We start from the raw sequence: 25,536 nt of genomic DNA, 5'->3' as shown, positions 1-25,536 counted from the left end.
CTCGACCCGCTCAGGCTTCTGCCAGCGCGATGTGATCCGGCGCAAAGCGGCGCCACTCGGGAATGGCCGGCTCGAAGCCCAAGGGGCGCACCAGGGACGGAACCTGACGAGTGTCGAGCGTGAAGTTTTCCCTGCGCCGCGCAACCGTCGGAACCGCCGCGATCAACCGCCTGGTATAGGAATGCTTGGGTTCCGACAAGACCGAGGCGGCATCACCGATCTCGACAATCTGCCCGGCATAGATCACTGCGATGCGATGGGCGATGCGCTCCACGACAGCCATGTCGTGCGAGATGAACAGATAGGCGAGCCCGTATTCGCGCTGAAGTTCGATCAGCAATTCGAGAACCTGAGCTTGAACGGATACGTCGAGCGCGGACACAGCTTCATCCAGCACAAGCACTGACGGATTCAGCATCAAAGCGCGCGCAATACATAGTCTTTGCCGCTGGCCCCCGGAAAATTCGTGCGGATAGCGCTCCAGGGCATTTTCCGGCAAGCCCACGCGCTTGAGCAGCATGACCATACGCTCGCGGGTTCCGGCAGAAACCCGCGAGCCCGCGGCGATCACCGGTTCGGCAAGAATGCTATCGATGCGCAGTCTCGGATTGAGCGAAGCGTATGGGTTCTGGAAAACCATTTGCACCGCGCTCGTGCGATCCGCCGCCTTGCCGCTATTTGTCGTAAAGGTGCCGCGGGTCGATTTCACCAATCCGAGGATCGCGCGGGCCGTGGTGGATTTACCCGATCCGCTCTCGCCGACGATTGCCAGCGTCTCGCCCGGCATCAGGTCAAAACCAACGCCTTCGACGGCATGAACGGCGCCGCTCGACCGCCGAAGGAGGCCGCCCTTGACCGGAAAACGGACGGTCAACCCCTCCACCTCCAGTGCGGGCTTGGAAGCAGCCGCGTTGCGATGGAAATCACTGCGCGCCGCCTGTCCGGACGAAAAGTGGGGAACCGAATGCAGCAGATGGCGGGTATAGGGATGGGTTGGATGATCGAGGATCTGATTAAGCTCGCCCTGCTCAACCGCCTGGCCTGCCTGCATCACCATCACCTTGTCGGCAATGCCGGCGACGAGGCCGATATCATGCGTGATGAAGATCATCGACATGCCGGTTTCGCGTTTCAATTCGGCAAGGAGCGCCATGATCTGCGCCTGTACGGTGACATCGAGCGCCGTCGTCGGCTCGTCAGCAATCAGAAGACGTGGATTGCAAGCAAGCGCGGTTGCAATCATCACGCGCTGGAGCATGCCGCCGGAAAGCTGGTTCGGGCAATAGGTCAAGCGCCGCGCGGCATCCGGAATGCGCACGCGATCCAAGGCGTCCCTGGCCGCCGCTTTCGCCTGACTCCCCGTCAGGCCGCGATGCAGCCGGAAGGATTCCTCGATCTGCGTACCTATGGTCAGGACGGGGTTGAGGGAGGTCATCGGCTCCTGGAAGATCATGCCGATTTCGGCACCACGGATCTTCGTCAGTTCCGCTTCGCTCGCCTTGGTCAGATCGAGGATGCTGTTATCGGCACGTTTCAGGCGGATCGAGCCGCCGGTGATGCGGCCACCGCCGAAATCGACGAGACGATTGATCGAAAGTGCGGTGACCGACTTGCCCGAGCCGCTTTCGCCGACGATTGCCAGCGTCTCGCCGGCATCAAGATCGAAGCTGACACCGCGAACGATGGGATTGGTCTGGGGGTTGCGTCCGAAGCCGACGCTGAGATCAGAGACAGAAAGAAGCGGTGTCATACCGTCGCCCTCCGCATCTTCGGATCAAGGATATCGCGCAGGGCATCGCCGAGCAGATTGAAGCCGAGGATGGAGATCATGATGGTCACGCCAGGGAAGATCAGCAGCCAAGGCGCCGTTTCCATAAGATTGCGACTGTCGCTCAGCATCAGGCCAAGCGAAGAGGACGGCGGCTGCGTTCCCAGGCCGAGGAAGCTGAGGCCCGCTTCCGTCAGCAGCGACCAGGCAAGCGCCAGCGTCACCTGCACGGTCAAGGGTGCGACGAGATTGAGCAGAAGATGCCGCGTCAGGATATAGGAACGGCTGCTGCCGAAGGTGCGGGCGGCATCGACGAAATCGCGTCCTTTCAAGGAAAGAGCCGGGCCGCGCACGACGCGGGTGAAGATCGGCGTATAGACGATCGCGATTGCGGCAACGCTTGTCCAGGTACCGGGGCCAACGATGGCGATGATGAGCAACGCGAGCAGGATCGCAGGGAAAGCGAGAAGCACATCCATGGTACGCATGATGACGCCATCCCAGCGCTTGCCAGACCAGGCGGCGGTTAAGCCAAGCACGGTGCCGATCAGGGTAGCAACGGCGACGGAAAAGAAGGCGACGGTGAAGGATTCGCCGATACCGTGCATTAACCGACTTGCGACATCGCGGCCGAAGAGATCCGTGCCCATCCAATAGGTGAGGCTCGGCGGATGCAGCCTGTCGATCCTATTCTGCGTCAGTGGATCGTGCGGCGTGACCCCGAGCGTGCCGAGGATGGCAAGCAAGATATAGATGAGGACGATGACGCCGCCGATCCGCCCGCTCATATGTCCGAAGATGGCTCCGATGATCCGCATCAGCCTTCTCCTAGCCGAACACGCGGATCGAGCGCGACATAGGCGAGATCGACAAGCAGATTGACGATCATGAAGTTGAAGGCAATGAACAGCACGCTTCCCTGCACCAGCGCATAGTCACGCTGCAGGATGGCATCGAGCACCATGCGCCCCAGCCCGGGCAGGGCATAGATCTGCTCGACCAGGACAGCACCACCAAGCAGATAGCCAAATTCGACGCCGCTCAGGGTCACCACCGGGATCAATGCATTCGGCAGAGCATGCCGCCAGATGACGCCGCGCGCCGGCACGCCACGGCTGCGGGCGGTGCGGACATAATCATCGCTCAGGACATCGAGCATCGCCGAGCGCACCACGCGCGTCACCGACGCGGCGAAAGCAAAACCGAGCGTCAGCGCGGGCAGGATCATCTGGCCGAGATTTTCGAGCGGATTCTCCCAAAGGGGTGTGAAGGCGCCCATAGTCGGCAACACGCCAAATCCCGCCGACAAGGCATAGATCAGCAGCAGCCCGAGAACGAAGTTCGGCGTGGACTGCCCGACCATGGCGACGATGCGCACGGCAAGATCGGACAGTTTTTCATTGCGGGTGGCGGCAAAGACGCCCGCCGGCAGGCCGATGGCAAGCGCGATCACCATGGAAAGCAAAGCAAGCTCGAGCGTCAGCGGAAAGCGCTCCAGGATGATGTCGAGCACCGGTTTTCCGTAGGTGACGGATATGCCGAGATTGCCTTGGAATACACCGAGCAGCCAATGCCAGTACTGGATCGGCCAGGACTGGTCGATGCCAAAATAGGCAGCAAGGGCCTGCCGCTGTTCCGGCGTCAGCAGGCCCGCATTGGTTCCGAGCATCGCCGTGATCGCATCGCCCGGCACCAGCCGGATGGCGACGAAGACGAAGATGGACACGCCCAGCATGATCAGCGGGAATGTCATCAGCCGGCGCGTCAGATACGACATTATAATTCCTCTAGAACAATTTCAGCTGAACCAAGACGTGAGCTTACGGCCGAAATTGCGTAAAAACAAAGAGATAGAGCACTTCCATGATGTCATTTGAAAAGGAAATGCTCTAGCTCCCGATCGTCGTTACTTAATCGAAACCTTGCTCAGACCGAACAGCGAGCCGGTCGGCGTCGGCACGAAGCCTTCGACGTTCTTTTGCTCGGCCGTGTAGCCATAGGCCGTGTAGAGCCAGATCCAGGGCGAGACTTCGGCAAGATGCTTTTCGAACTCGGCGAAGATCTCCTTGCGCTTGGTCGGATCGGTTTCGGCGCGGCCCTTCTGCATCAGGCTGTCCAGCGTATCATCGATATAGTTGGCGACCTTCTGCAGGTTGCCGGTCTTGGTCCAGTAACGGTTATACATTGAATAAGGGTCGGCACTGCCGCCATTAAGTGCCACGGCCATGTCGAAATTGCCCTTCAGCCAGGTGTCGACATAGACGTTGAGTTCCATCACCTTGATATCGAGCTTGATGCCGATTTCGGCGAGCTGCGACTGAATGACCTGCGCCTCGGCCGTGGCCGTCGGCGGCTCGCCGGTTGCGGCGATCACAGTCGCCGAAAAGCCGTTGGCAAAGCCGGCATCGGCCATCAGCTTCTTCGCCTTGGCAACATCGCGCGTATAGCAGAAGAGCTTGCTGGGATCGGTCGCATAGAGCGGCATCGTCAGTGGCCCGGTCACCTTGCCTTCGCCGAGAGCTGCGGTGTCCATCACATCCTTGCGGTCGATGGCACACGAGATCGCCTGGCGCACGGCCAGCTGATCCATCGGCTTGCGCGAGGGATTGAGCTGCAGAACGTTGTAGGAGAGCACCGGCGTGCGGGTGAGCTGCAGCTTCGGCTCCTTCGGCACAAGCGTTGCGACGAGCGGATCGTTCAGAAGCGCGAAATCGATCTGGCCGGTGCGGAGCGAGGCAAGGATCGCGGTTTCATCCGGCAGCACGCTAATGTTGATGCCATCGACGCCGGTGGCGCCGCCTGCCCAATCCTTATTGGCGCTCAAGACTTCCTTGGCGTTTGGAACCCAGCTGTCGAGCTTGAAGGGCCCGGAACCGATCGCCTTAGTACCGATGGTGCCAGCGGAAATCTCGCTTGCCGGCACGATGGCAGCGTTGAGGCTCGTCATGGCCGTCAGAAGCGGGACGTCGGGCTGCGACAGGTTGAAGACGACGGTTGTGGCATCGGGCGTATCGATACTTGCGATCGACAGGAAATTAGCGCGGGCGACGGCACCGGTCGCCTGATCGAGAATGCGCTGAAAGGAAGCCTTGACGTCGGCCGACGTGAGGGCTGCACCGTTCTGGAATTTGGCCTTCGCGTTGAGCTTGAAGGTCAACTGCTTGCCGTCGGGCGAGAACTGCCAGCTTTCAGCGACACCCGGCACGATCTGCAGATTGCCGTCCAGGCGAACCAGCGGCTCATAGATCAGCTCCAGCAGGCGGATGGAGGAGAAGGCGGTCTGCTTATGCGGATCGAGACCGGTTGCGTCCTGCGACCATGCCATGCGCAACGTCGCTGCCTCCACAGGCATCGCAACCGTCGCCAGACCGATCCCCACGACCAGCGCCACGCCTGAAATCAGCTTCTTTCCAAAATTCCCTTCCACTTTCAGTCCTCCAAATTTTTTAAATGTCCCCGGCCGATTTTGGCCATTGATTGCCGTCGCGGTTAGCTGCGACGGTTGTCTCAAGCAGTCCTGGCGTTGATGGCCTTGCGCAGGAATCCATCAGCGTTTTGCAATGCCACGCGGGCTTCTTCAATGCCCATCCCGGTAATTTCCATGAGAATGGCTAGCTTGACGTCATTGCCGGTCAGGTCGAGCACACGGCGCGCTTCCTGCTGCGTACAGCCGGTCGCCTGCATGACGATGCGCGAAGCGCGCGCCACCAGCTTCTTGTTGCTGGCGCTGACGTCGACCATCAGGTTCTGATAGCTCTTGCCGATGCGGATCATGCTCGCCGTCGTCAGCATGTTGAGAATGAGTTTCTGTGCCGTGCCGGATTTCAGACGGGTCGAGCCGGTCAGGATTTCCGGGCCGACAACAGGCGAGATCGCCAGATCAGCGATGCCGGCGATGATGGAATTGGGATTGCAGGAGAGCGCGACCGTGAAAGCGCCGATGCTCTTGGCATAATTCAGGCCGCCGATCACATAGGGTGTACGGCCGCTGACGGCGATGCCGACGACCACATCATCCTTGGTGAGATTGATCTCTTCCAGCGCCTGACGCCCCTGTACCGGATCGTCCTCCGCGCCTTCGATCGAACGGCGCAGCGCATCCGGGCCGCCCGCAATCAATCCGATGACCATATCCGGCGGCACGCTGAAGGTGGGCGGGCATTCGGAGGCATCCAGAACGCCGAGACGGCCGCTGGTGCCGGCCCCCATATAGATCAGCCGTCCGCCCTTCTGGAAGGCGGCGACGATCTGATTGACGGCGGCGGCAATCGCCGGAATGACCTTCTCGACGGCGAGAGGCACCGTCTGATCCTCATAATTGATTTCACGCAAGATATCGAAAGTCGGCAATAGATCGATATGCATCGTATTCGGATTGCGCCCTTCGGAAACCAATTGTTCCAGTTCGGATATCAACGTCTGTTCTGTCATGGGCCTGCTCGCGAAATAACGCTTCGATATCAATAGCTCGCAGGGGCAAGTTCGATCATTCTAATATCGAACACACCGCAGCAAGGGTCGGCTTTCAGTCAGACGGCCGATCAAATTCAGCCTGGGCTCGGACGGCCTTTTTCGGCTTCGCTTCCTGCCCACTCCCTGTTTACCTTGGTTAACACTATGTCTGATTATTCCTTTCGTCAATCTACAAAGGAATAAAATATTCCACTTCTGCCACGCAAATTCACCACTGCGATTATGCGAGGCAGCACACAGCGGCATGTGTAATTTGCCGACTGCGTTAGCTAGCGCTGCGGCTCGGTCAGCTTAATCGTAGAGGAGGTCGCCATCGTCGCGCTGGTTGCTATTCATTGTGGAGATAGCGATCATTCCGATCTGAAAACCATCGGAAGATCCGCCGATACGTTGAGCGGCTGGAAGTGCCGCAAGTTCTCCGTGATGACGGTCAGGTCATAAGCCCGCGCCGTCGCCGCAATGATAATGTCGCCGAGGCCGGGATTGTGACCCTTGCTCAGGGCATCGTCTTCCAGAGCGCCGGCGACCCGCGCAACCACCGTATCCATGGGTAGGATACGATCACTGAAACTGTCCGTGATGAAATCGAGCCAATCAGAGAGACGCTTGGCTCGCTCAGTCACGCCACGGCGATGAAGAGAGCGTATTCCCTTTTCGATCTCCGAGACAGACATGGCCGACAGAAAGAGCGCATCGGCTTCGCCCTGACTGTGGAACCAGATCCGGATGGCATCGGAGGGCGGCACCTTATCCGGCGCAAACCTGCTGATAATATTCGTATCGAGCAGGTACCCTGTCACAGATCAATGTCCCTCGTGTTTGACGAGTTTCGATCCAGATCGACACCACCGGGAAAGGTGAGCAGGAAATCCCCAAAATTCGGCTTTGGCTTCTCCAAAGCCTTCTTTGCGGCCTCTGCCGCTTCGACCGACACAAGTACGGCAGCGGGCTTCCCGTGGCGCGTAATGGTGACAAAATCACCGTTGGCAGCTTCATCGACCAGATTGGCAAAGCCTGCCTTTGCTTCTGCTACGCTAATTGTTGACATCACGGCCCTCAATCGAAAATGACCATATATAGTCAAAATAGGATCTGCCGTCGACGGAATCAAGGGGGAAGAGAAAGACGTTTATTGTATGCCCGCAATCATTCAGTACGACCGCAAACAGCTCGTCTTGCCAGAATGATCGCACCGGATACGGCGTCACCATCGATGGGTTTCAAGCGGCGGCGCACATCAGGCGAGAGCCAGGGTTCGAGCGGGCTTGCGAGACCACCGAGCAGGCAGACGCGCGGCGCACCTTTTTCGAACAGGGTGCGAACCAGCGTATCGATATGGCCGGCCGCGCTTTGCACGATTCGCCGTGCGGCAGCATCGCCCTGATCGGCATGCCTAAGGACCATCGGCGCAAGAGCGGCATAATCCGTCGCCGATGCCCGGTCCATCCAGGCGACCGCCTCCATCGGATCGCTCTGGAAGCGCTGCATGATCTCGGCCAGCAGCGCCGTCTTCTGTTCGCGGCCATCATGGGCGCGCAGTGCAAGCTGAACCGTTTTCAGTCCGAGATAAGCGCCACTACCCTCATCCGAAATCGGAAAACCATAGCCGCCGACCCGCAATTGCCGTCCTTCGACGAGGCCGAGACCGATGGAGCCCGTACCAGCAATGACGATGGCACCATCGCGACCGGAATGGGCGCCAAGACAGGCGCCCTCCCCGTCGCTGATGAAGTCAATACTGGCGAAGGGGTGTTCTATCGCCTTCAGCGCGGCAAGGGCGCCTTTGCGGCCGATCCCGGCCAACCCGACGCCGACATGGATGCGCCCAAGATCGGAGGCACTCAGCCCCGCCTCCTCAATAGCGGCATCGAAGGCGCGCGAAATCGATGCCCACGCTTCGTAAATCCCTAACCGGGTCGTTGCCGGCCCGGACAATCCCTGCCCTAAAACCGTGCCCTCGACATCCTCGATGCGAGCCCGGCAGCCGGTGCCACCGCCATCGATGCCGAGGAAATAGGGAGCGTTTTCCGATGGGGCGGTCATGATGTCAGCCGTTCGATATCGGCACCGCAGAGACGCAATTTGCGATCAAGCTGCTCATAGCCACGGTCGAGATGATAGACGCGGTTGACGATGGTTTCGCCCTTGGACACGAGGGCGGCGAGAACCAGCGACACTGACGCCCTGAGGTCCGTTGCCATCACCTGCGCACCCTTGAGCGGCGCACCGCCGCGCACCAGTGCCGTCGTGCCCTGCAGGGTGATGTTGGCACCGAGCCGCGTCAGCTCCGGTACATGCATGAAGCGGTTTTCGAATACCGTTTCGCGGATCAACGACGCGCCTTCGGCGCAGCAGGCCAGAGCCATGAACTGCGCCTGCAGATCCGTCGGGAAGCCAGGATAGGGCTCCGTCGTGATATCGGCCCCCCTCAGCGGGCCGTCCCTGGAGACCACAAGGCCGCGATCGCTCGGCCAGACGCTCACTCCCATGGCTTCCAAAGCCTGGACGACCGAAGCCAGATTTTCCAGCCGTGCATGGATAAGCTCGAGTTGACCACCGGTAATCGCCGCCGCAACGGCATAGGTGCCGGCTTCTATACGATCAGGGATGCTGTGATGCCTGGCGGGGCGCCAGCCGGTGTCACCATCGATGAGGATGCGATGGGTCCCCGCCCCTTCGATCCGCGCGCCCATGGCGCAAAGACAGGCTGCGAGATCAGCCACCTCCGGCTCACGGGCAGCATTCAGGATCTCGGCTTCGCCCTTGGCCGCGCAGGCGGCCATCATGGCCGTCTCCGTTGCGCCGACGGATGGCGAACTCAGCACGATCCGCGCCCCCTTCAGCCCATTCGGCGCCGAGGCGACGATCAGGCCGCTTTCGATCGCGATATCGGCGCCCAAAGTCGCCAGCGCCTTGATATGCATATCGACGGGCCGGGCTCCGATGGCGCAGCCGCCCGGAAGGGAAACACGCGCATGGCCGAAGCGGGCTAGCAGCGGCGCCAGCACAAGAACGGTCGCCCGCATGCGCCTGACCGTATCGTAGGACGTCTCTTTCGAGACGATTTCGCTCGCATCGATCGTTGTGCCGTGCGGCCCGCGAGTGATTTTGGCGCCGTGCAGCGCAATAACGCCGAGCATATTCTCGACGTCGCTGACGGCGGGCAGGTTCGTGAGCTCCAGCGGATGCGGGCTCAAAAGCGCTGCGGCGATCTGCGGCAAGGCGGCGTTCTTGGCACCCGCGATGGTCACCGCGCCCTGCAACCTTTTGCCGCCGGAGATGCGAAGTCTGTCCATGATGAAAATCCGTCGAGGAAAAGGTAAGGACGCCACGAGTCCTTCACGCGTTCCCCCAAAGACTAATCGGTCATTCCATGCTGTCAACCAGATTTGGAATTTTTTATTCCAACCTGCTGTGATAACGTCCGATCGCACGAAGCGAGATTGCCGAGCTTGAACCGGATGCTATTTTTGGTGCGCTCGTGTGGGTGGATGAAGCGGCCTTGAGGGCTCGAAGGGACAAATGTCGATCTTAAAGAAAATCAGCGCGCAGCTCGAAACCATGGCCCCCGCCGATCGTCAGATCGGACAGTTCATCATCGACAATCCCGACCAGATGCTGCGCCTTTCTTCCGCAGCACTTGCTGTTGAAACGGGCCGCAGCCAGTCGAGCGTCGTGAAATTCAGCCAGAAGCTCGGCTATGCCGGCTATCAGGAATTGAAACTTGCTGTCAGTGAAGCCAAGGCGCAGGAATGGCAGGCGCCGGCCGGCATGATCCACGGCACGATCGAAGTGGGTGACGGCTATCTCACGATCCTGCAGAAGCTGCTCGGCAGCAAGATGCAGGCCATGCAGCAGACCATTTCCGTCAACAACGAAGCCGATATCGAAAAGGCGCTCGAGGCGCTTCATGATGCCCGGCGCATCCATCTGGCCGGGGTCGGCGCCTCGTCGCTGGTCGCGCGCGACTTTTCCTATAAGCTGATGAAGCTCGGCCGTAACGTGCTGCATGACAGCGACAGCCATGTGCAGATGGCCAATGCATCGACGCTTGGGCCTGACGACCTGCTCTTTGCGCTGTCCTATTCCGGCGCCAGCATCGAGACACTGCGGATTGCGGAGCTGGCAAGCCAGCGCCAGGCAACCGTCATTGCTGTCACCGGGCTGCAGGATAATCCGCTTGCCCGCGTCGCTGATATCTGCCTTCATACCGTCGGCGACGAGGATCGCGTGCGCTCGTCGGCGATCACCGCCCGCGATGCACAGCTGATGCTGACCGACCTGCTGTTCATTCTCCTGGTGCAGCGTCAGCCTGATGCCAACGACTATGTCCATAACAGCGAGACAGCCGTTTCGGTGCTGAAGGCCAAGCGTCTTTCATAAGATCGCGCTCCGGTAACCAAGCTGTGACGACCGCGACCCTGTACGGTGGTGATTTCGGGACGTAGCTTGGCGATCCAAGCAAATCATACCGGAGACATTCCATGGACCTCGGCCTCAAGGATAAAGTCGTTCTGATCACGGGCGGCTCCAAGGGCATCGGCTTCGCCTGTGCTGAACTCTTCCTGCAGGAAGGTGCACGGGTTGCGATCTGCTCGCGCTCACAGTCGAATATCGACGCCGCGCTTTCCCGTCTTCCTGGTGCGCGCGGCTATGCCGCCGACCTGATCTCCGATGAACAGGCGCTTGCCGTGGTGAACAAGGTCGAAACGGAAATCGGCCCGATCGACATCCTCGTCAACAGCGCCGGTGCCGCAGCGCGCACGCCCGCCGACGAGCTGACGCCCGCCATCTGGCGCGCTGCGATGGATGCGAAATACTTTTCCTACATCAATGTGATCGATCCCGTCATCAAGCGCATGGGCACACGCGGCTCAGGTACCGTCATCAATATCATCGGCAACGGCGGCAAGGTCGCCTCGCCCGTCCATTTGGCCGGAGGATCGGCCAATGCCGCCCTGATGCTCGCAAGCGTCGGGCTTGCTAACGCCTATGCCGGCAAAGGTGTGCGCGTCGTCGGCCTCAACCCCGGCCTCACCGAAACGGATCGAGTCGCCGAGGGTCTCAAAGCAGCCGCGAAGGCTTCCGGCTCGACCGAGAAGGAGGCGCTAGCCGATGCGCTGAAGCGTATTCCGATCGGCCGCATGGCAGAGCCCGCCGACATTGCCAATGTCGTTGCTTTCCTGAGTTCGGCCAAAGCAAGCTATGTCACCGGCGTCGTGATCAGCATGGACGGCGCGCAAGTGCCGGTCGTTGTGTGAAAACTGAGCAGTGACTTGGTCGCATCAGAATCAAGAAGTCAATTTGGCTTGCGTGTTGACCGGGCTCAACTTGATCGGGACCCTTTTGCATTGAAGAAGCGATATATGCGTGCTATCTAGATCACTCATCTAGAAAGATTGCGACCATGGCGTTGAGCATCAAGACTGAGGAAGCGGATCGGCTGGCGCGGGAATTATCCCGCCTGACCGGCGAAACCATGACCGACGCCATTACCCAGGCCATGCGCGAGCGGCTTGAACGGCTGCGTGCCGAGCAGGAGGCGCTGGGCGACTATATTGCCCGCATGAGAGATTTCGTTCGAGGGCGCGCCAGCCGCTACGACCGCCGGCCCGTCACGAAACAGGAATGGGATGAAGCGGTCGGCGACACAGCTGAAGATCTCGATTTCCCCCGATGATGATCGTTGATGCGTCTGCCATCATTGCGATCATGTTCGAGGAGACGGAAGCTCCGGACTGCATGATGGCCCTTCAGACGGACGCTCAGCGTCTCATATCAGCTGTCAATTACGTCGAGGCCGGAACAGTCATGGCGGGCAGGATCAAAGAGGGAGACCGGCATGAAGCGATTGCCGATCTGGATGAATTTTTAACCGAATTCCGCATCGAGATTGCCTCGATAGACGAAAATCTCGCGCGAGCCGCGATGAAGGCCCGTGTGGAATACGGCAAGGATTTCGGCACGCGAGGCGGCCTGAATTTCGGTGATTGCTTCGCCTATGCTCTTGCCAAACGACATTCAGCCCCTCTGCTCTATGTCGGAGATGATTTTGCGTTGACCGACGTGCGATCCGCATTGATGAAGTAAATGGCCAACTGGAAGCTGGAGGGCCGGTAACCTCGCGCTACCGGCCCTCCAAAATGCGGAACTTACCCTACCTCAGGTTTCTGTCTTCCAGTCCAGCCCGATATCGAGCGTCGGCGCACTGTGAGTCAGCCAGCCGACGGAGATGAGATCGACGCCGGAGGCCGCGATTGCGGAAGCCGTCGCCGGCATGATGCGGCCCGAGGCTTCGGTGATCGCCCGGCCGCCGACGATATCGACTGCCTCGCGCAGTTGATCCGGCGTCATGTTGTCGAGCAACACGGCGTCGGCGCCCTCCTGCATCGCTTCGCGAAGCTGCTCCAGCGTATCCACCTCGACCTCGATCTTGACCATATGACCCACGCCCGCCTTGGCGCGGCGAATGGCTTCAGTGATGCCTCCGGCAATAGCGACGTGATTGTCCTTGATCAATACCGCGTCATAGAGCGCGAAGCGATGGTTCATGCCGCCGCCGGCGCGCACGGCGTATTTTTCCAGCGCCCGAAGACCAGGTGTCGTCTTGCGCGTGCAGACGATCGAGGCCTTCGTGCCGGCGATCGCCTCGGCGATGCCGGCCGTCACGGAGGCGATACCGGAGAGATGACCGAGGAAGTTGAGCGCGGTGCGTTCCGCCGTCAGCAGGCCGCGGGATGGCCCTTCGACCATCGCGATGACCTCGCCTGCCTCCACCTTCGTACCGTCGGGCACGTGACGGGTCATGGCAACGGTGGGATCGACCAGCTGGAAGGCAAGTTCAGCGGCATCGAGACCTGCGATAACGCCCGGCTGGCGGGTGACCATAGCAACGCGGGACCGATGTTCCGCCGGGATGACGGCCGTAGATGTGACGTCGCCAGCGAGGCCAAGATCTTCGACCAATGCATTGCGCACCAGTGGCTCAACGATCAGGCGCGGGAGGGGAGCAAGCGTCATGTCAGGCACTCCTTGCGAGCGAATAGGGGGTGACGGACCTGGCAATATCCAAGGCGTCGGAAAGGTTCATCATGCGGCGCTGCGCGTATTGCAGTTTCAGCGGAAAATCCGTGCGCGCATGGGCGCCGCGTGATTCCATCCGGAGACTTGCGAAGACGGCGATCAGCAAGGCCACCAGCGCAGGGTCGGTTGCCGTGCTTTCGTTCTCACAAAGCGGCAGAAGGGCCGCGATCGCGCCATGGATGGCACCGGCATTGCGCAACACGCCGAGATGCCGCGACACAATCGGCCGGACGAGCGTCAGGTCTGGCGCGAATGTCTCGGGACACTGCTTCTGCAATCTTGCGGGGCTTGCATCCGTGCCGGCGATATCGTGCGCCGCCCGCATACCCATGACCGCAGCCTCCAACAGGGAGTTGCTGGCAAGGCGGTTGGCGCCGTGCAGGCCGGTGGAAGCCGTCTCGCCCACCACCCATAGGCCGGGAACCGAACTGCGGCCGTTCTCGTCGGTCGCAACGCCGCCCATGTGGTAGTGAACGGCCGGACGCACCGGGATGAGATCGCTCGCCGGATCGACACCTGCCTCGTGGCAAAGGGCCTCGATGACTGGAAAGCGCGCGGCGAAACCATTGCCGAGCGCGCCTCGCGCATCGAGGAAGACCCGGCCGCCGCGGGCGATTTCCGCGCTGATCGCGCGTGCGACCACATCGCGCGGCGCAAGCTCGGCACCTTCGACACCGGCCATGAAGCGCTCGCCACTCTCATTGACGAGGAGCGCGCCTTCGCCGCGAACCGCTTCGCTGACAAGCGCCAGCGGACGCCTGCGACTATCGAGCGCCGTTGGATGGAATTGCACGAACTCCATATCGGCAAGCCGTGCCCCGGCCCGTGCCGCAAGCGCAATCCCCTGCCCGAAATTGCCGACCGGATTGGTCGTGGCATCGAAGAGGCCACCGATGCCGCCCGTGGCAAGGACGATACGGGAGGACGGCAAGACGACGTGGCCCTTGCTGGTCAGGCACAAAAGGCCGGCGACGCGATCCCCATCCAGCAGCAGCCGCTGCGCCTGATAGCCCTCGAGCACTGTGATCGACGGCGTGCGGGCGACCGCCTCGGCAAGTGCGCGAACGATGGCGGCACCCGAGCCATCGCCCTTGGAATGCACGATACGCCGAAGCGAATGTGCAGCTTCGAGACCGAGGGACAACTCGCCGGCGTCGTTGCGGTCGAACTCGACGCCGAAGCGCTCCAGCGCCGCGATGGCCGCAGGGGCTTCGGCAACGATCCTTGCCGCCACTTCCGCGTCGCAGAGCCCGTCGCCAGCGGCGAGCGTATCGGCAAGATGCAGGGCCGCGCTGTCGCCCTCGCCTATGCTGGCGGCGATGCCACCTTGCGCCCAGGCACTTGAGGTCTCCGCGCCGATCAAGGCGCGGGTAATAATCACGGTTGGCTCGGGAGCCAGCGTCAGCGCCGTCATCAATCCGGCGAGGCCGCTGCCGACGATAACGATGCGGCCGCTCAAGTCTTCACGAATCTCGCTCATATCGCCAGCATCCTTTCAACCGCCCGACGGGCGTCTGCAGCAATTGCCGGGTCGACCGTCACCTCATGCCGCCCCTCTTCCAGGGCCTTGCGAATATTGCCAAGCGTGATGCGCTTCATGTGCGGGCAAAGATTGCAGGGCCGGATGAATTCGACATCCGGATGATGCACGGCGACATTGTCGCTCATCGAACATTCGGTGAGCAGCACCACACGGGACGGGTGCTTCTTGCCGACATAGTCGGACATGACGGCGGTAGAACCGGCGAAATCGGCGGCTTCGACGACATCAGGCGGGCATTCCGGATGGGCCAGTACGGTCACGCCGGGATAATTCTCGCGAAGCTGACGTATATCGTCCGCGGTGAAGAGCTCGTGAACCTCGCAATGCCCATGCCAGGCGATGAGCTCGACATTGGTTTCGCGTGCGACGTTGCGCGCCAGATATTCGTCCGGCAGCATCAGCACCTTCGGCACGCCGAGCGATTCCACCACCTGCCGGGCATTGCCCGAAGTGCAGCAGATATCGGACGCCGCTTTTACGGCTGCCGACGTGTTGACATAGGTGACCACCGGAACGCCCGGATGAGCCTGACGCAGCAGCGCGATATCTTCCGGCGTGATCGATTCCGCCAGCGAGCAGCCCGCCTCCATATCCGGGATCAGAACCGTCTTTTCCGGGTTCAGCAGCTTGGCCGTCTCGGCCATGAAATGCACACCGGCCAGGACGATGATATCGGCATTGACCTCCACCGCCTTCCGCGCAAGCGCGAGGCTATCGCCGACGATATCGGCGACGCCATGGAAGATTTCCGGCGTCTGATAGTTGTGAGCGAGAATGACGGCATTGTGCCGCCGCTTCAATTCGAGGATCGCCTCGACGTCATCCTGAAAAGTCAGCCATTCAGCTTTGGGAATGACGCGGCTGACGCGATCGTAAAGGGAAGATGCGGATACGGGAAGATTCATGGCCGGCTCCTTATTATACTCATTTTGAGTATATCATGAGCAAATAGATATTCTCAACGTGAGCATATGTCAATTGCGGGAGAGTGGTAATTTCGTTCCAGCGAATTCGCGTTCTTCGAGCACGGCGCGACGGAAGCGGAAGAGCTTGGCCGGACGGCCGCCGGTCTCGCTTTCTGTCCCCCCGGTCTCTTCGACCAGTTCCTGCTGCTCGATCAGTCGACGGAAGTTCTGTTTATGCAGGGTCAGGCCTGCCAGCGCCTCCACGGTTTTCTGCAATTGCAGAAGCGTGAAATTCTCGGGCATGAGTTCGAACACCACAGGCCGATATTTGATCTTAGCCCTGAGCCGCGCCATGCCCGTCGCAAGGATACGGCGATGATCTGCAAACATGGACCGACCGAAATTGAGCTTGAGATCGCAGCCCGCCTCGGCGACAAGATGCGCCTCGTAGAGCAATTCATAACGCTGCAGGACGAGATCTTCGTTCCAAGCAGCACCATTCAATCCGAAAGTAAAATCGGCCCGCCGGCGGCGCTGGTCGCGCCGCATGGCATCGTCACCGATCCAGGCCGTCAGACGGGCGGCGACATCATCCAGCATCGGCGGTCGCCCGCCCCGATGATCCTCCCAAGGGAAATATTCGTACCAGCCGTGCCAGCCAGGCATGCCGCCGCCGGGGGCCGCCTGCTCGCGCACCAGCCCAAGATAGCTGATCGAAATCGTGCGGCCGCCGAGAATTTCGTTGTTTCGATCGCGATCGGCAAAGGTGTAAAGCTGTTCCAGATAGCCGACCGGGTGGGCCGTCTGCTCCTGAACCCATTCGCGCAATCCGCTTTGCAGCGTGCGATGCCCAAGCTCGAACGGACCGGACGGCAAGGCATCACCCGACCGCACCGTCATCACCCTTGGATCGCCGCCCGTAACGGCCGTCAGAACCGCGATCAACTCGGCATGCGCAAGCCCGATGGTCAAGCGAACTCCATGATTTGTTTGCCTCAGATCTTGTCGCATGAAGCGAGGCATAAGCCAATCCGCGGGTCGGCGCGCTCCACATCTCACATCGGTCCGAAAAGCCGATAGGCTAACGGCTCACATAATCCGGATATTGCTCGCAAATAAGATCGACGATCGACAAGGTGCCCGACAAATGCCGGCGCAAAGCGGCAACGGCGGCCTCCGCATCGGCCGAGCTGATAGCATCGACCACGGCTTGATGATCGACAATGATCTGCTCGAGCTTGCCCGGCATGGGCAGGTTGAGCATGCGCAGCCGGTCGAGATGCACGCTTTGGCGCCGGACCGTGGACCAGAGGCCGAGAATGCCGGCCCGCTCGTAGAGAACGCGATGGAAATCCTTGTCGAGCATGTCGAATAGATCATAGGTTTCCTGTGACGCCACATGCTTCTGGCGAGCCAGGATGCCTTCGAGGATTGCTGCGGTTTCCGCAGGCGAATCCGCAGCCAGCCTGCGGACGGCCTCCAGTTCGATCGACAATCGCAGGAAATGTGCCTCGGTTGCGTTGCGGATATCGATCCTCGCAACGACAGTCGCATATTGTGGATAGACCTCCACAAGCCCCTCCTCCTCAAGCCGGATCAGGGCATCGCGCACAGGAGTCTGGCTGACATTGAATTCGCTCTGCAGCGAGATGCGCGACAAGACCGTCGTTGGCGGCAAGCTCATCGAAAGAATGCGCGATCGCAGGATCTCGAGAATCTGAGGCGCGACCTGGCGGGAGCGATCGAGGGCAAATTCTTTCGGATTGAGCTTCACTGGCGGCCTTTCTGGGCAAGAGCGTCTGCTCATTAAACACAATTCAGGGCTTGATGCACTGATACATTAGTGCTTTAGTGAACCGACGCCAACCTCCTTTCTCAAAGGTTGGATCAATCGGGAGGAGCAAATGAGAGGATTTCTTCGCTGTCTGACTGCGGTCGGCATGGTGATTGCGGGCAGCTTTTCAGCCGGAGCAGCCGAAAAGACGGATATTTCGATCACGCGCCAGCCCGGCATTCTCTATCTCGCCAGTCACGTCATGGAAACGCAGAAGCTGATCGAGAAGCACGCGGCCGCAGACGGCCTACAGGGCGTCAAGGTGGAATGGCGGACCTTCAGCGGTGGCGGCGCGCAGACCGACGCGCTGCTGTCCGGCAATGTCGACATCGTCAACACCGGCACCGGCAATCTGCTGCTGCTTTGGGACCGCACCAGAGGCAAGGTCAAGGGCATCGTTACCAATTCGGCCCAGCCGGTCATCATGGTTTCGCGCGACCCGCGCATCCAGTCGTTGAAGGACATTCAGGCCGGCGACAAGATCGCGGTGCCGACGGTCGGCGTCTCCACGCAGGCAATTCTGCTGCAGATGGCCGCCGCGCAAATGTATGGCGACGACCAGGTACACAAGTTCGACGCCAATACGGTGCAGCTCGGTCACCCCGACGCGATGGCAGCGCTCGCCAACCAGACCCATGAGGTCAAGAACCACTTCTCCGCCCCGCCCTTCCAATATCTGGAGCTGAAGCAGCCGGGCGTTCACAAGGTCATCGATTCCCGCGACATCATCGGCGGCGAGCTGACCCAGGGCACCTTCTTCACCACGACGCAGTTTGCAAGCGCCAACCCGACGATCATCAAGGCGGTACGCGAGGCGACGGCTGAAGCGATCGACTTCATCAAGAAGGATCCGAAATCGGCGGTGGAAGCCTACAAGACCGTCAGCGGCGACAAGACCAGCGTCGAAGACCTGTTGGCGATCCTGAAGGAGCCGCACATGATGGAGTTCCGCATGGATCCGCAGGGAACCATGAAGTTCGCGGCGCACCTCCACAAGATCGGTACGCTGAAGACCATGCCCAAGGCCTGGACCGACTATTACCTGCCGGAAGCCGCCGATCTCAATGGCAACTGATGCCTACGGGCGGCGCGAATGCCGCCTTCAAGCGACCCCACGGAGAAGGCCCATGCTTCAGGCAAAAACGCGTGCTGACATGCCGATGACGGAAACAATGACCGCGACACCGCTTCTGAATGTCGACAGGGTGACGCTTCGCTACAAGACGCCGAACCTGCTGATCACCGCGACGGAAAATGTCAGCTTCTCCGTTGGCCAGTCCGATCGCTTCGTCCTTCTCGGCCCCTCGGGCTGCGGAAAATCGACGCTGCTGAAGGCGATCGGCGGCTATATGATACCGACGGTGGGGCGGATCGAAATCAAGGGGCAACCGGTCAAGAAACCGGGCGCCGACCGCATGATGGTCTTTCAGGAATTCGACCAGTTGCTCCCCTGGAAGACGGTACTGGAAAACGTCATGTTCCCACTGACGACAGCCCGCCGCCTGCCGCGTCGCGAAGCTGAGGCGATCGCCCGCGATTATATCGAGAAAGTCAAGCTCACACGCGCGGTCGACACCTATCCGCACATGCTGTCCGGCGGCATGAAACAGCGTGTCGCGATTGCCCGCGGCATGGCGATGCAGCCCGATATCCTGCTGATGGACGAGCCTTTCGCAGCGCTCGATGCCCTCACCCGCCGGCAGATGCAGGACGAGCTCCTGCAGCTCTGGGAAGATACACGCTTTACCGTCATCTTCGTCACCCATTCGATCGCCGAGGCGATCAAGATCTCCAATCGTATCCTGCTGCTGTCGCCGCATCCCGGTCGGGTCAAGGCCGAGGTGCGCGATGTGGAGGCCGTCCGCGACGACCCCACAGCCGCCGCCAAGCTGGAGCAGGAAATTCATCACATGCTGTTTGCCGAACAGGGGCACAGGGAGTAATCCATGAGCGCACCGCAGATTATCCTTGCGCCGCAGTCACCGGAAACGGCCGGCCATATCGCAGCCGTCGAACAAAAGCTCGGCACGATCGAGCTCCTCTGGCAGTCGGGCCTTTTCCGCAAGTCATTGCTGATCGTTGTCCTCGCCGTCATATGGGAGGCCTATGCCCGGCATCTCGACAATCCGCTGCTGTTTCCGACGTTGAGCGACACGCTGACGGCGCTTTACGACCGGTTTGCCGACGGTGTGCTGCCGGCCCGCATCTGGACCACGCTGAAGATACTGGTAACAGGCTACGTCTCGGGAACGGTGCTCGCTGCCGTCCTGACGGTTGTTGCGATCAACACCCGCATCGGCACCGATTTCCTGGAAACCATGACGGCGATGTTCAATCCGCTGCCGGCCATCTCGCTCTTGCCGCTCGCGCTCATCTGGTTCGGCCTCGGTCCAGCGAGCCTCGTCTTCGTGCTTATCCACTCCGTCCTATGGGCTGTCGCGCTCAACACGCATGCCGGCTTTCTCGGGGTCTCGCGCACTCTGCGCATGGTCGGTGCCAATTACGGGCTGACGGGGCTATCCTATGTCTTCCGCATCCTGATCCCCGCCGCCTTTCCGTCGATCCTGACCGGCCTGAAAATCGGCTGGGCCTTTTCCTGGCGCACGCTGATCGCCGCCGAGCTCGTCTTCGGCGTCTCCTCCGGCCAGGGCGGCCTCGGCTGGTTCATCTTCGAAAACCGCAATCTTCTCGATATCCCCTCGGTCTTTGCCGGCCTGCTGACTGTGATCGTCATCGGGCTTATTGTCGAAAACCTGGTCTTCCAGACCATCGAGCGGCGCACCCTGCTAAAATGGGGCATGAAGGAATGATGCGGCGCACGGATTTATCCCTTCGACCAACATCCGAATACAAGGCGTCAATACAATGAACAGCAGGAAGAAGCCCCAGGATTTACGCAGCGCCAGATGGTTTGCGCCTGATGATCTCAGAAGCTCGGGGCATCGCTCGCGCACCATGCAAATGGGCTATGCGCCCGAAGAATGGACCGATAAGCCCGTCATCGCCATCCTGAACACCTGGTCCGACGCCAATCCGTGTCATGCGCATTTCAAGCATCGCGTCGAGGATGTGAAGCGCGGCATCCTGCAGGCCGGCGGCTTTCCGCTGGAACTGCCCGCCCTGTCGCTTTCGGAAAGCTATGTGAAGCCGACGACCATGCTCTATCGCAACATGCTGGCGATGGAGGCGGAGGAGCTGTTGCGGTCGCATCCGGTCGATGGTGCCGTCTTGATGGGCGGCTGCGACAAGACCACGCCCGGCCTCGTCATGGGCGCGCTCTCCATGGGGCTGCCGATGATCTACCTCCCGGCCGGCCCGATGCTGCGCGGCAATTATCGCGGCGAATATCTAGGGTCCGGATCCGACGCCTGGAAATTCTGGGACGAGCGCCGCGCCGGCACCATCTCGGAGAAAGAATGGGTCGATGTCGAGGCCGGTATTGCCCGCTCCTACGGTCACTGCATGACCATGGGCACGGCGAGCACGATGACGGCAATCGCCGAGGCGCTGGGCCTGACCCTGCCCGGCGCCAGCTCGATCCCCGCGCCAGACGCCAATCATATCCGCATGTCATCAGCTGTCGGTCGACGTATCGTCGAGATGGTTTGGGAAGATCTGGTCCCTTCGAGAATCGTCACGCAGGCCGCCGTCAACAATGCCGTTGCTGTCGCGATGGCGACAGGCTGTTCCACCAATGCAGTTGTGCATCTGATCGCGATGGCACGCCGCGCCGGCGTCAATCTCTCGCTCGACGATCTCGACAAAGCCGGGCGCACGACTCCGGTGCTTGCCAATATCAGGCCCACCGGCAAGATCTATCTCATGGAGGATTTCTATTATGCCGGCGGTCTGCGCGCGCTGATGGCGAAGCTCTCCCCGAAGCTCGACCTTTCGGCGCTAACAGTCTCCGGTGTCACCCTCGGCGAAACGTTGGAGGGGGCGAAATGCTACAATGACGACGTGATCCGCTCGCTCGACAATCCGGTCTATCATGAGGGGTCGCTTGCGGTGCTGAAGGGCAACCTCGCGCCGACGGGGGCCGTCATCAAGCCGGCCGCCTGCGATCCGCGCTTTCACAAGCATCAAGGGCCAGCGCTCGTCTTCGACAGCTATCCGGAGATGAAGGCGGCGGTCGACGATGAAAATCTCGACATTACGCCCGATCACGTCATGGTGCTGCGCGGTGCCGGCCCGCAAGGCGGCCCCGGTATGCCCGAATGGGGCATGCTGCCGATCCCGAAGGCGCTTCTGAAGAAAGGGCACAGGGATATGCTCCGCCTCTCCGATGCCCGCATGAGCGGCACGAGCTACGGCGCCTGCATTCTGCACGTCTCGCCGGAATCCCATGTCGGCGGCCCGCTGGCGCTGCTGCGCAACGGCGATATCATTCGCCTCGACCTCGAAGCACGGCGCGTCGACATGCTTGTTGATGAGGACGAGCTGCAGCGCCGGCGCGACGCCTGGGTCAAGCCGGCGGAAAAATTCAGCCGCGGCTATGGCTGGATGTTCTCGCGCCATGTGGCGCAGGCCGATACCGGCTGCGATTTCGACTTCCTGGAAACCGGCTTCGGCCCGACGCCGGGCGAACCAGACATCTATTGATCACGAGGGATATATCGCATGAGCAATTACGTGCTGAGCAAAGAGACGCGCGACAAGCTGATGGGCGTCGCAACACCGACGATCGCCACTGCACTTTTCCGGCGCGGCCTGCGCAACCAGTTCATCCAGGATGTGCGGCCGCTTTCGCCGAAGAAGGCGAACATGGTCGGTCAGGCCTTCACGCTGCGCTATATTCCGGCGCGAGAGGACCTGAACACGCTGGAAGTCTTCCGCAACCCCGAGCATCCGCAACGGGCTGCAGTCGAGCAATGCCCGTCCGGTTTTGTGCTGGTCATGGATAGCCGAAAGGATGCGCGTGCCGCTTCGGCCGGTTCCATCCTGGTCTCGCGGCTGCAGGTGCGTGGCGTGGCCGGCGTCGTCACCGATGGCGGCTTTCGCGACAGCCCGGAAATCGCTGCCCTCGATATCCCCTCCTATCATCACCGCCCGTCCGCGCCGACGAACCTGACGCTGCATCAGGCGATCGAAATCAATGGCCCGATCGGCTGCGGCGACGTCGCGGTTTTCCCCGGCGACGTTCTCGTCGGCGACAATGAGGGCGTCATCGTCATTCCGGCGCACCTTGCTGACGAAATCGCCGATGAAACCGTCGAAATGACGGCCTATGAGGATTTCGTCACGGAAGAAGTGATGAACGGGGCGACCATCATCGGACTCTACCCGGCAACCAGCGACGCTCCGAAACAGAAGTTCGCGGAATGGCGGAGGCAGAAGGGTCGATAAGGCCGCATAGGTCACGCAGCCGGCGGATACGTCCGGCTGCGGTTCTCTTAATTACTCTTCCTTGACCAGCTTCAGAACGAGCTGCTGGAGATTGCCGCCATCGCTGAATTCGACCCTATCGAAATCGCTGTTGCGCTGCCGTTCCCTGCTGGAAATCTCACCGAGCCGCTTTGTCAGTTCCACGCGGATCTTGCTGCATTTCGGATCGTCGGGCACGGAAAAGCCGACGCTCATCGCCTCGATCTCCTTGACCATGTCCTTGATGTAACCACCATGCACGCGCTCGTGCGCCTCGACGCCGGCGATGAACTTCTGCCAGCTTTTGCGGGTCGATGGCGGCAGTTGCGCGGAAGGCTTCGGCAAGGTGTAGGTGATGATCAGCTTCGGGATGTTGACCGTGATCTTGCAGGCGCCGTCCGGCTGCAGCTCATATTTCCGCGTCCAGATCAGCTTGAAATCGGTATGGGCAATCGCCCTCACCTTCGGTCCGAGCAATGGACCGCGCTCGCCGATGGAATCGTAGAGCTCGCGCCCCGATGTTCCGGTAATCGCATATGTCTTGGTCGTCTCCACCGCCTGCCACTCGGCATGGGCGGCCATCGGCAAAGAGGCAACGCACGTCACCGCTACCAGTAGTCGAATGTCTGCCTTCACGAACGTCCCCTGCATGCCCCACTCAAGCGCGGCAAAGCTAGCGGGTGACCTCAGCTATTTCAATGAGCATCCATCTTCAGAATGCCGAGGCCGACAGCAACAGTTCCTCGGCATCCTCTCGCTCCATATCGAAGACCCGTTTGCCGATCGCGAAGCTGAAACCGTTGCGGGCGAAGGCGGATAGTTCCTTTGCCTTGCGCTTCTCATCGAGATCGCCGCGCCGGAACGGGCCGAAACCACGCTTTCGGGCGAAGATGACGGCGGAATGGAGATCGTCGACCTCCTCCACGGCCGCGACAACCGTTTCACCACTGATGCCCTTGGAAGCGAGCTTGAAGGCGATGGCTTTCTTCGATTTGCCGGAACGAACGGCCGAGCGTGTGCTGATCTCGGCAAAAGCGACGTCGTCGAGGACTTTCAGTTCGTAAGCGAATTTAACGGCGAAATTAGCAAGCGCCTTGATCTGTGCGTCGCTGATATCCTCGAACTTCTGCTTGGCTTTCTTGGTGATCGCGTCGAACAGCTGCTTTTCCGTCATCATCCGGCGCTCGAGACGATAGATGGTGGAGTTGCGTGCCCAGGAAAGCATGCGGCTTGTCGGCGTTTCATCCATGAAGGGAAGCATTCGGCGAGAGAAGAATCATCACGGAGAATTTTACGCAAGCGAGGCCACTCAGGCAACGAATGCGCTTGGTAATCATGGGATGATTGACTATGGTGTCTCTGCGGCCACGGCATTGAAACGCCGAGCGTCGAACCCCATCGACGGTGGAGGCCGTCTCAAGCACCACATTGCTATGAATCACGGAGCCTGCGGCTTTCCCGACAGCTTTGCCGATCGGGTGCCAGCGCTCCGTTCAGAGGAGGCAGGAATGGATTATCGCAAGCTCGGCCCAAGCGGGGCCGTTGTCACGGCCTATTGCCTTGGCACCATGACTTTCGGCGCGGAAGCAGACGAGGCCGCATCACATAAACTTCTCGACGATTATTTCGCATGGGGCGGCAATTTCATCGACACCGCCGATGTCTATAGCGCCGGCAAGTCGGAAGAGATCATCGGACGCTGGCTGAAGGCTCGTCCAACAGAGGCGCGCCAGGCCGTGATCGCCACCAAGGGCCGCTTTCCGATGGGCAACGGTCCGAACGATCTCGGTCTGTCGCGCCGTCATCTCGGCCAGGCGCTGGACGACTCGCTGCGTCGTCTCGGCATCGAGCATATCGATCTCTATCAGATGCATGCCTGGGATGCCCTAACACCGATCGAGGAGACGTTGCGGTTTCTCGACGATGCCGTGCGCGCCGGCAAGATCGGCTATTACGGCCTCTCCAACTACGTCGGCTGGCATATCGCCAAGGCGGTCGAGATTGCCAAGGCGCGCGGCTATACGCGACCGGTGACGCTGCAGCCGCAATATAACCTGCTCGTTCGCGATATCGAACTTGAGATCGTCGATGCCTGCTTGGATGCCGGCATGGGCCTGCTTCCCTGGTCGCCGCTCGGCGGCGGATGGCTGACCGGCAAATACAAGCGCGACGAAATGCCGACCGGCGCCACGCGGCTTGGCGAGAACCCCAACCGCGGCAGCGAATCCTTTGCGCCGCGCAATGCGCAGGAACGGACCTGGGCAATCATTGCCGCTGTCGAGGAAATCGCCAAGGCACGAGATGTGACCATGGCACAGGTAGCTCTTGCCTGGACGGCAGCACGCCCGGCGGTAACGTCAGTCATTCTCGGCGCCCGCACGCGTGAACAGCTTGCCGACAATCTCGGCGCCGCCAAGCTGACGCTGTCGGAGGCGGAGATGGACCGGCTGAACGAGGTCAGCGCGCCGCAACCAGCCGCCTATCCTTATGGCGAAAGCGGCCGAAACCAGCGCCATCGCAAGATCGAGGGTGGCCGTTAAATGACATCCGGCGGCGAAGCATTTGC

26 protein-coding genes are annotated in these 25,536 nt (G+C 60.6%); 10 read left to right on the top strand and 16 right to left on the bottom strand.

What is annotated here, in order from left to right:
- Nucleotides 1–10: 10 nt before the first annotated feature.
- From GDN47_RS11155 to murA, 9 genes are all read right to left on the bottom strand, one after another.
- Nucleotides 11–1,750 (bottom strand): ABC transporter ATP-binding protein, encoded by a 1,740-nt coding sequence (locus GDN47_RS11155; RefSeq protein WP_152093334.1) that lies wholly within the window; start codon nt 1,748–1,750, stop codon nt 11–13.
- On the bottom strand, nt 1,747–2,586 hold the full coding sequence (locus GDN47_RS11150; protein ID WP_152093333.1) for an ABC transporter permease: 840 nt from the start codon (nt 2,584–2,586) through the stop codon (nt 1,747–1,749). Before GDN47_RS11150 ends, GDN47_RS11155 begins: the two co-directional genes overlap by 4 nt.
- Nucleotides 2,586–3,545, bottom strand: a complete 960-nt coding sequence (locus GDN47_RS11145; protein ID WP_152093332.1) for an ABC transporter permease — start codon at nt 3,543–3,545, stop codon at nt 2,586–2,588. The genes GDN47_RS11150 and GDN47_RS11145 overlap by 1 nt, the downstream gene beginning before the upstream one ends.
- Before the next feature lie 129 nt (nt 3,546–3,674).
- The gene (locus tag GDN47_RS11140) at nt 3,675–5,120 is read right to left on the bottom strand and encodes an ABC transporter substrate-binding protein (RefSeq protein WP_233789876.1); all 1,446 of its coding nucleotides are present in this window, start codon (nt 5,118–5,120) and stop codon (nt 3,675–3,677) included.
- Nucleotides 5,121–5,275: 155 nt separating this feature from the next.
- A complete protein-coding gene (murQ, locus tag GDN47_RS11135) occupies nt 5,276–6,199 on the bottom strand; it encodes an N-acetylmuramic acid 6-phosphate etherase (RefSeq protein WP_113333215.1) in 924 nt (307 codons plus the stop codon).
- Nucleotides 6,200–6,591: 392 nt separating this feature from the next.
- Complete coding sequence (locus GDN47_RS11130) at nt 6,592–7,041, bottom strand: type II toxin-antitoxin system VapC family toxin (RefSeq protein WP_113333214.1); 450 nt, start codon at nt 7,039–7,041, stop codon at nt 6,592–6,594.
- On the bottom strand, nt 7,038–7,289 hold the full coding sequence (locus tag GDN47_RS11125) for a type II toxin-antitoxin system Phd/YefM family antitoxin (RefSeq protein WP_113333213.1): 252 nt from the start codon (nt 7,287–7,289) through the stop codon (nt 7,038–7,040). Before GDN47_RS11125 ends, GDN47_RS11130 begins: the two co-directional genes overlap by 4 nt.
- Nucleotides 7,290–7,387: 98 nt before the next feature.
- Nucleotides 7,388–8,284, bottom strand: a complete 897-nt coding sequence (locus GDN47_RS11120; RefSeq protein WP_113333212.1) for a glucosamine kinase nucleotide-binding domain-containing protein — start codon at nt 8,282–8,284, stop codon at nt 7,388–7,390.
- On the bottom strand, nt 8,281–9,537 hold the full coding sequence (murA, locus tag GDN47_RS11115) for a UDP-N-acetylglucosamine 1-carboxyvinyltransferase (RefSeq protein WP_152093330.1): 1,257 nt from the start codon (nt 9,535–9,537) through the stop codon (nt 8,281–8,283). The genes GDN47_RS11120 and murA overlap by 4 nt, the downstream gene beginning before the upstream one ends.
- Nucleotides 9,538–9,763: 226 nt before the next feature.
- Between murA and GDN47_RS11110 the strand changes: the two genes are divergently transcribed.
- From GDN47_RS11110 to GDN47_RS11095, 4 genes are all read left to right on the top strand, one after another.
- Complete coding sequence (locus GDN47_RS11110) at nt 9,764–10,624, top strand: MurR/RpiR family transcriptional regulator (protein WP_112410867.1); 861 nt, start codon at nt 9,764–9,766, stop codon at nt 10,622–10,624.
- A 101-nt stretch (nt 10,625–10,725) separates the two neighbouring features.
- The gene (locus GDN47_RS11105; protein ID WP_152093329.1) at nt 10,726–11,502 is read left to right on the top strand and encodes an SDR family oxidoreductase; all 777 of its coding nucleotides are present in this window, start codon (nt 10,726–10,728) and stop codon (nt 11,500–11,502) included.
- Nucleotides 11,503–11,648: 146 nt separating this feature from the next.
- On the top strand, nt 11,649–11,921 hold the full coding sequence (locus tag GDN47_RS11100; RefSeq protein ID WP_152093328.1) for a type II toxin-antitoxin system VapB family antitoxin: 273 nt from the start codon (nt 11,649–11,651) through the stop codon (nt 11,919–11,921).
- On the top strand, nt 11,918–12,331 hold the full coding sequence (locus GDN47_RS11095; RefSeq protein ID WP_152093327.1) for a type II toxin-antitoxin system VapC family toxin: 414 nt from the start codon (nt 11,918–11,920) through the stop codon (nt 12,329–12,331). Before GDN47_RS11100 ends, GDN47_RS11095 begins: the two co-directional genes overlap by 4 nt.
- A gap of 72 nt (nt 12,332–12,403) precedes the next feature.
- On the opposite strand, the gene nadC is transcribed toward GDN47_RS11095, so the two are convergent.
- From nadC to GDN47_RS11070, 5 genes are all read right to left on the bottom strand, one after another.
- A complete protein-coding gene (gene nadC, locus GDN47_RS11090) occupies nt 12,404–13,261 on the bottom strand; it encodes a carboxylating nicotinate-nucleotide diphosphorylase (protein ID WP_152093326.1) in 858 nt (285 codons plus the stop codon).
- A 1-nt stretch (nt 13,262) separates the two neighbouring features.
- Nucleotides 13,263–14,804: an L-aspartate oxidase gene (locus tag GDN47_RS11085; RefSeq protein WP_152093325.1), complete on the bottom strand. Its 1,542-nt coding sequence runs from the start codon at nt 14,802–14,804 to the stop codon at nt 13,263–13,265.
- Nucleotides 14,801–15,772 (bottom strand): quinolinate synthase NadA, encoded by a 972-nt coding sequence (nadA, locus tag GDN47_RS11080; protein WP_113333206.1) that lies wholly within the window; start codon nt 15,770–15,772, stop codon nt 14,801–14,803. Before nadA ends, GDN47_RS11085 begins: the two co-directional genes overlap by 4 nt.
- A 69-nt stretch (nt 15,773–15,841) precedes the next feature.
- Entirely contained in the window at nt 15,842–16,744 is a 903-nt protein-coding gene (locus GDN47_RS11075; protein ID WP_152093324.1) for an NUDIX hydrolase, read from the bottom strand.
- Between the two features lie 109 nt (nt 16,745–16,853).
- A complete protein-coding gene (locus GDN47_RS11070) occupies nt 16,854–17,546 on the bottom strand; it encodes a GntR family transcriptional regulator (protein ID WP_069614580.1) in 693 nt (230 codons plus the stop codon).
- Nucleotides 17,547–17,676: 130 nt separating this feature from the next.
- On the opposite strand from GDN47_RS11070, the gene GDN47_RS11065 reads away from it, so the two are divergent.
- From GDN47_RS11065 to GDN47_RS11045, 5 genes are read left to right on the top strand one after another with little or no spacing between them, the layout of a single operon-like run.
- Complete coding sequence (locus GDN47_RS11065) at nt 17,677–18,681, top strand: ABC transporter substrate-binding protein (protein ID WP_152093323.1); 1,005 nt, start codon at nt 17,677–17,679, stop codon at nt 18,679–18,681.
- 52 nt (nt 18,682–18,733) lie between these two features.
- Complete coding sequence (locus tag GDN47_RS11060; RefSeq protein WP_152093322.1) at nt 18,734–19,549, top strand: ABC transporter ATP-binding protein; 816 nt, start codon at nt 18,734–18,736, stop codon at nt 19,547–19,549.
- A 3-nt stretch (nt 19,550–19,552) separates the two neighbouring features.
- Nucleotides 19,553–20,416 (top strand): ABC transporter permease, encoded by an 864-nt coding sequence (locus tag GDN47_RS11055; RefSeq protein ID WP_145318325.1) that lies wholly within the window; start codon nt 19,553–19,555, stop codon nt 20,414–20,416.
- A 55-nt stretch (nt 20,417–20,471) separates the two neighbouring features.
- Entirely contained in the window at nt 20,472–22,208 is a 1,737-nt protein-coding gene (gene araD, locus GDN47_RS11050) for an L-arabinonate dehydratase (protein WP_152093321.1), read from the top strand.
- An 18-nt stretch (nt 22,209–22,226) separates the two neighbouring features.
- Entirely contained in the window at nt 22,227–22,952 is a 726-nt protein-coding gene (locus GDN47_RS11045; protein WP_113354388.1) for a ribonuclease activity regulator RraA, read from the top strand.
- A gap of 51 nt (nt 22,953–23,003) precedes the next feature.
- Here GDN47_RS11045 and GDN47_RS11040 read toward each other — a convergent pair whose 3' ends face one another.
- Nucleotides 23,004–23,621: a DUF922 domain-containing Zn-dependent protease gene (locus GDN47_RS11040; RefSeq protein WP_152093320.1), complete on the bottom strand. Its 618-nt coding sequence runs from the start codon at nt 23,619–23,621 to the stop codon at nt 23,004–23,006.
- A 61-nt stretch (nt 23,622–23,682) separates the two neighbouring features.
- A complete protein-coding gene (recX, locus tag GDN47_RS11035) occupies nt 23,683–24,219 on the bottom strand; it encodes a recombination regulator RecX (RefSeq protein ID WP_152093319.1) in 537 nt (178 codons plus the stop codon).
- 259 nt (nt 24,220–24,478) lie between these two features.
- Between recX and GDN47_RS11030 the strand changes: the two genes are divergently transcribed.
- Nucleotides 24,479–25,510, top strand: coding sequence for an aldo/keto reductase (locus GDN47_RS11030; RefSeq protein WP_113333199.1), 1,032 nt, complete (start codon nt 24,479–24,481; stop codon nt 25,508–25,510).
- Nucleotides 25,511–25,536 lie beyond the last annotated feature (26 nt).

This window comes from Martinezella dioscoreae (genome assembly GCF_009176305.1).
GTDB classification, from domain to species: domain Bacteria; phylum Pseudomonadota; class Alphaproteobacteria; order Rhizobiales; family Rhizobiaceae; genus Rhizobium; species Rhizobium dioscoreae.
This window is presented reverse-complemented; position numbering and strand designations above follow the sequence as displayed.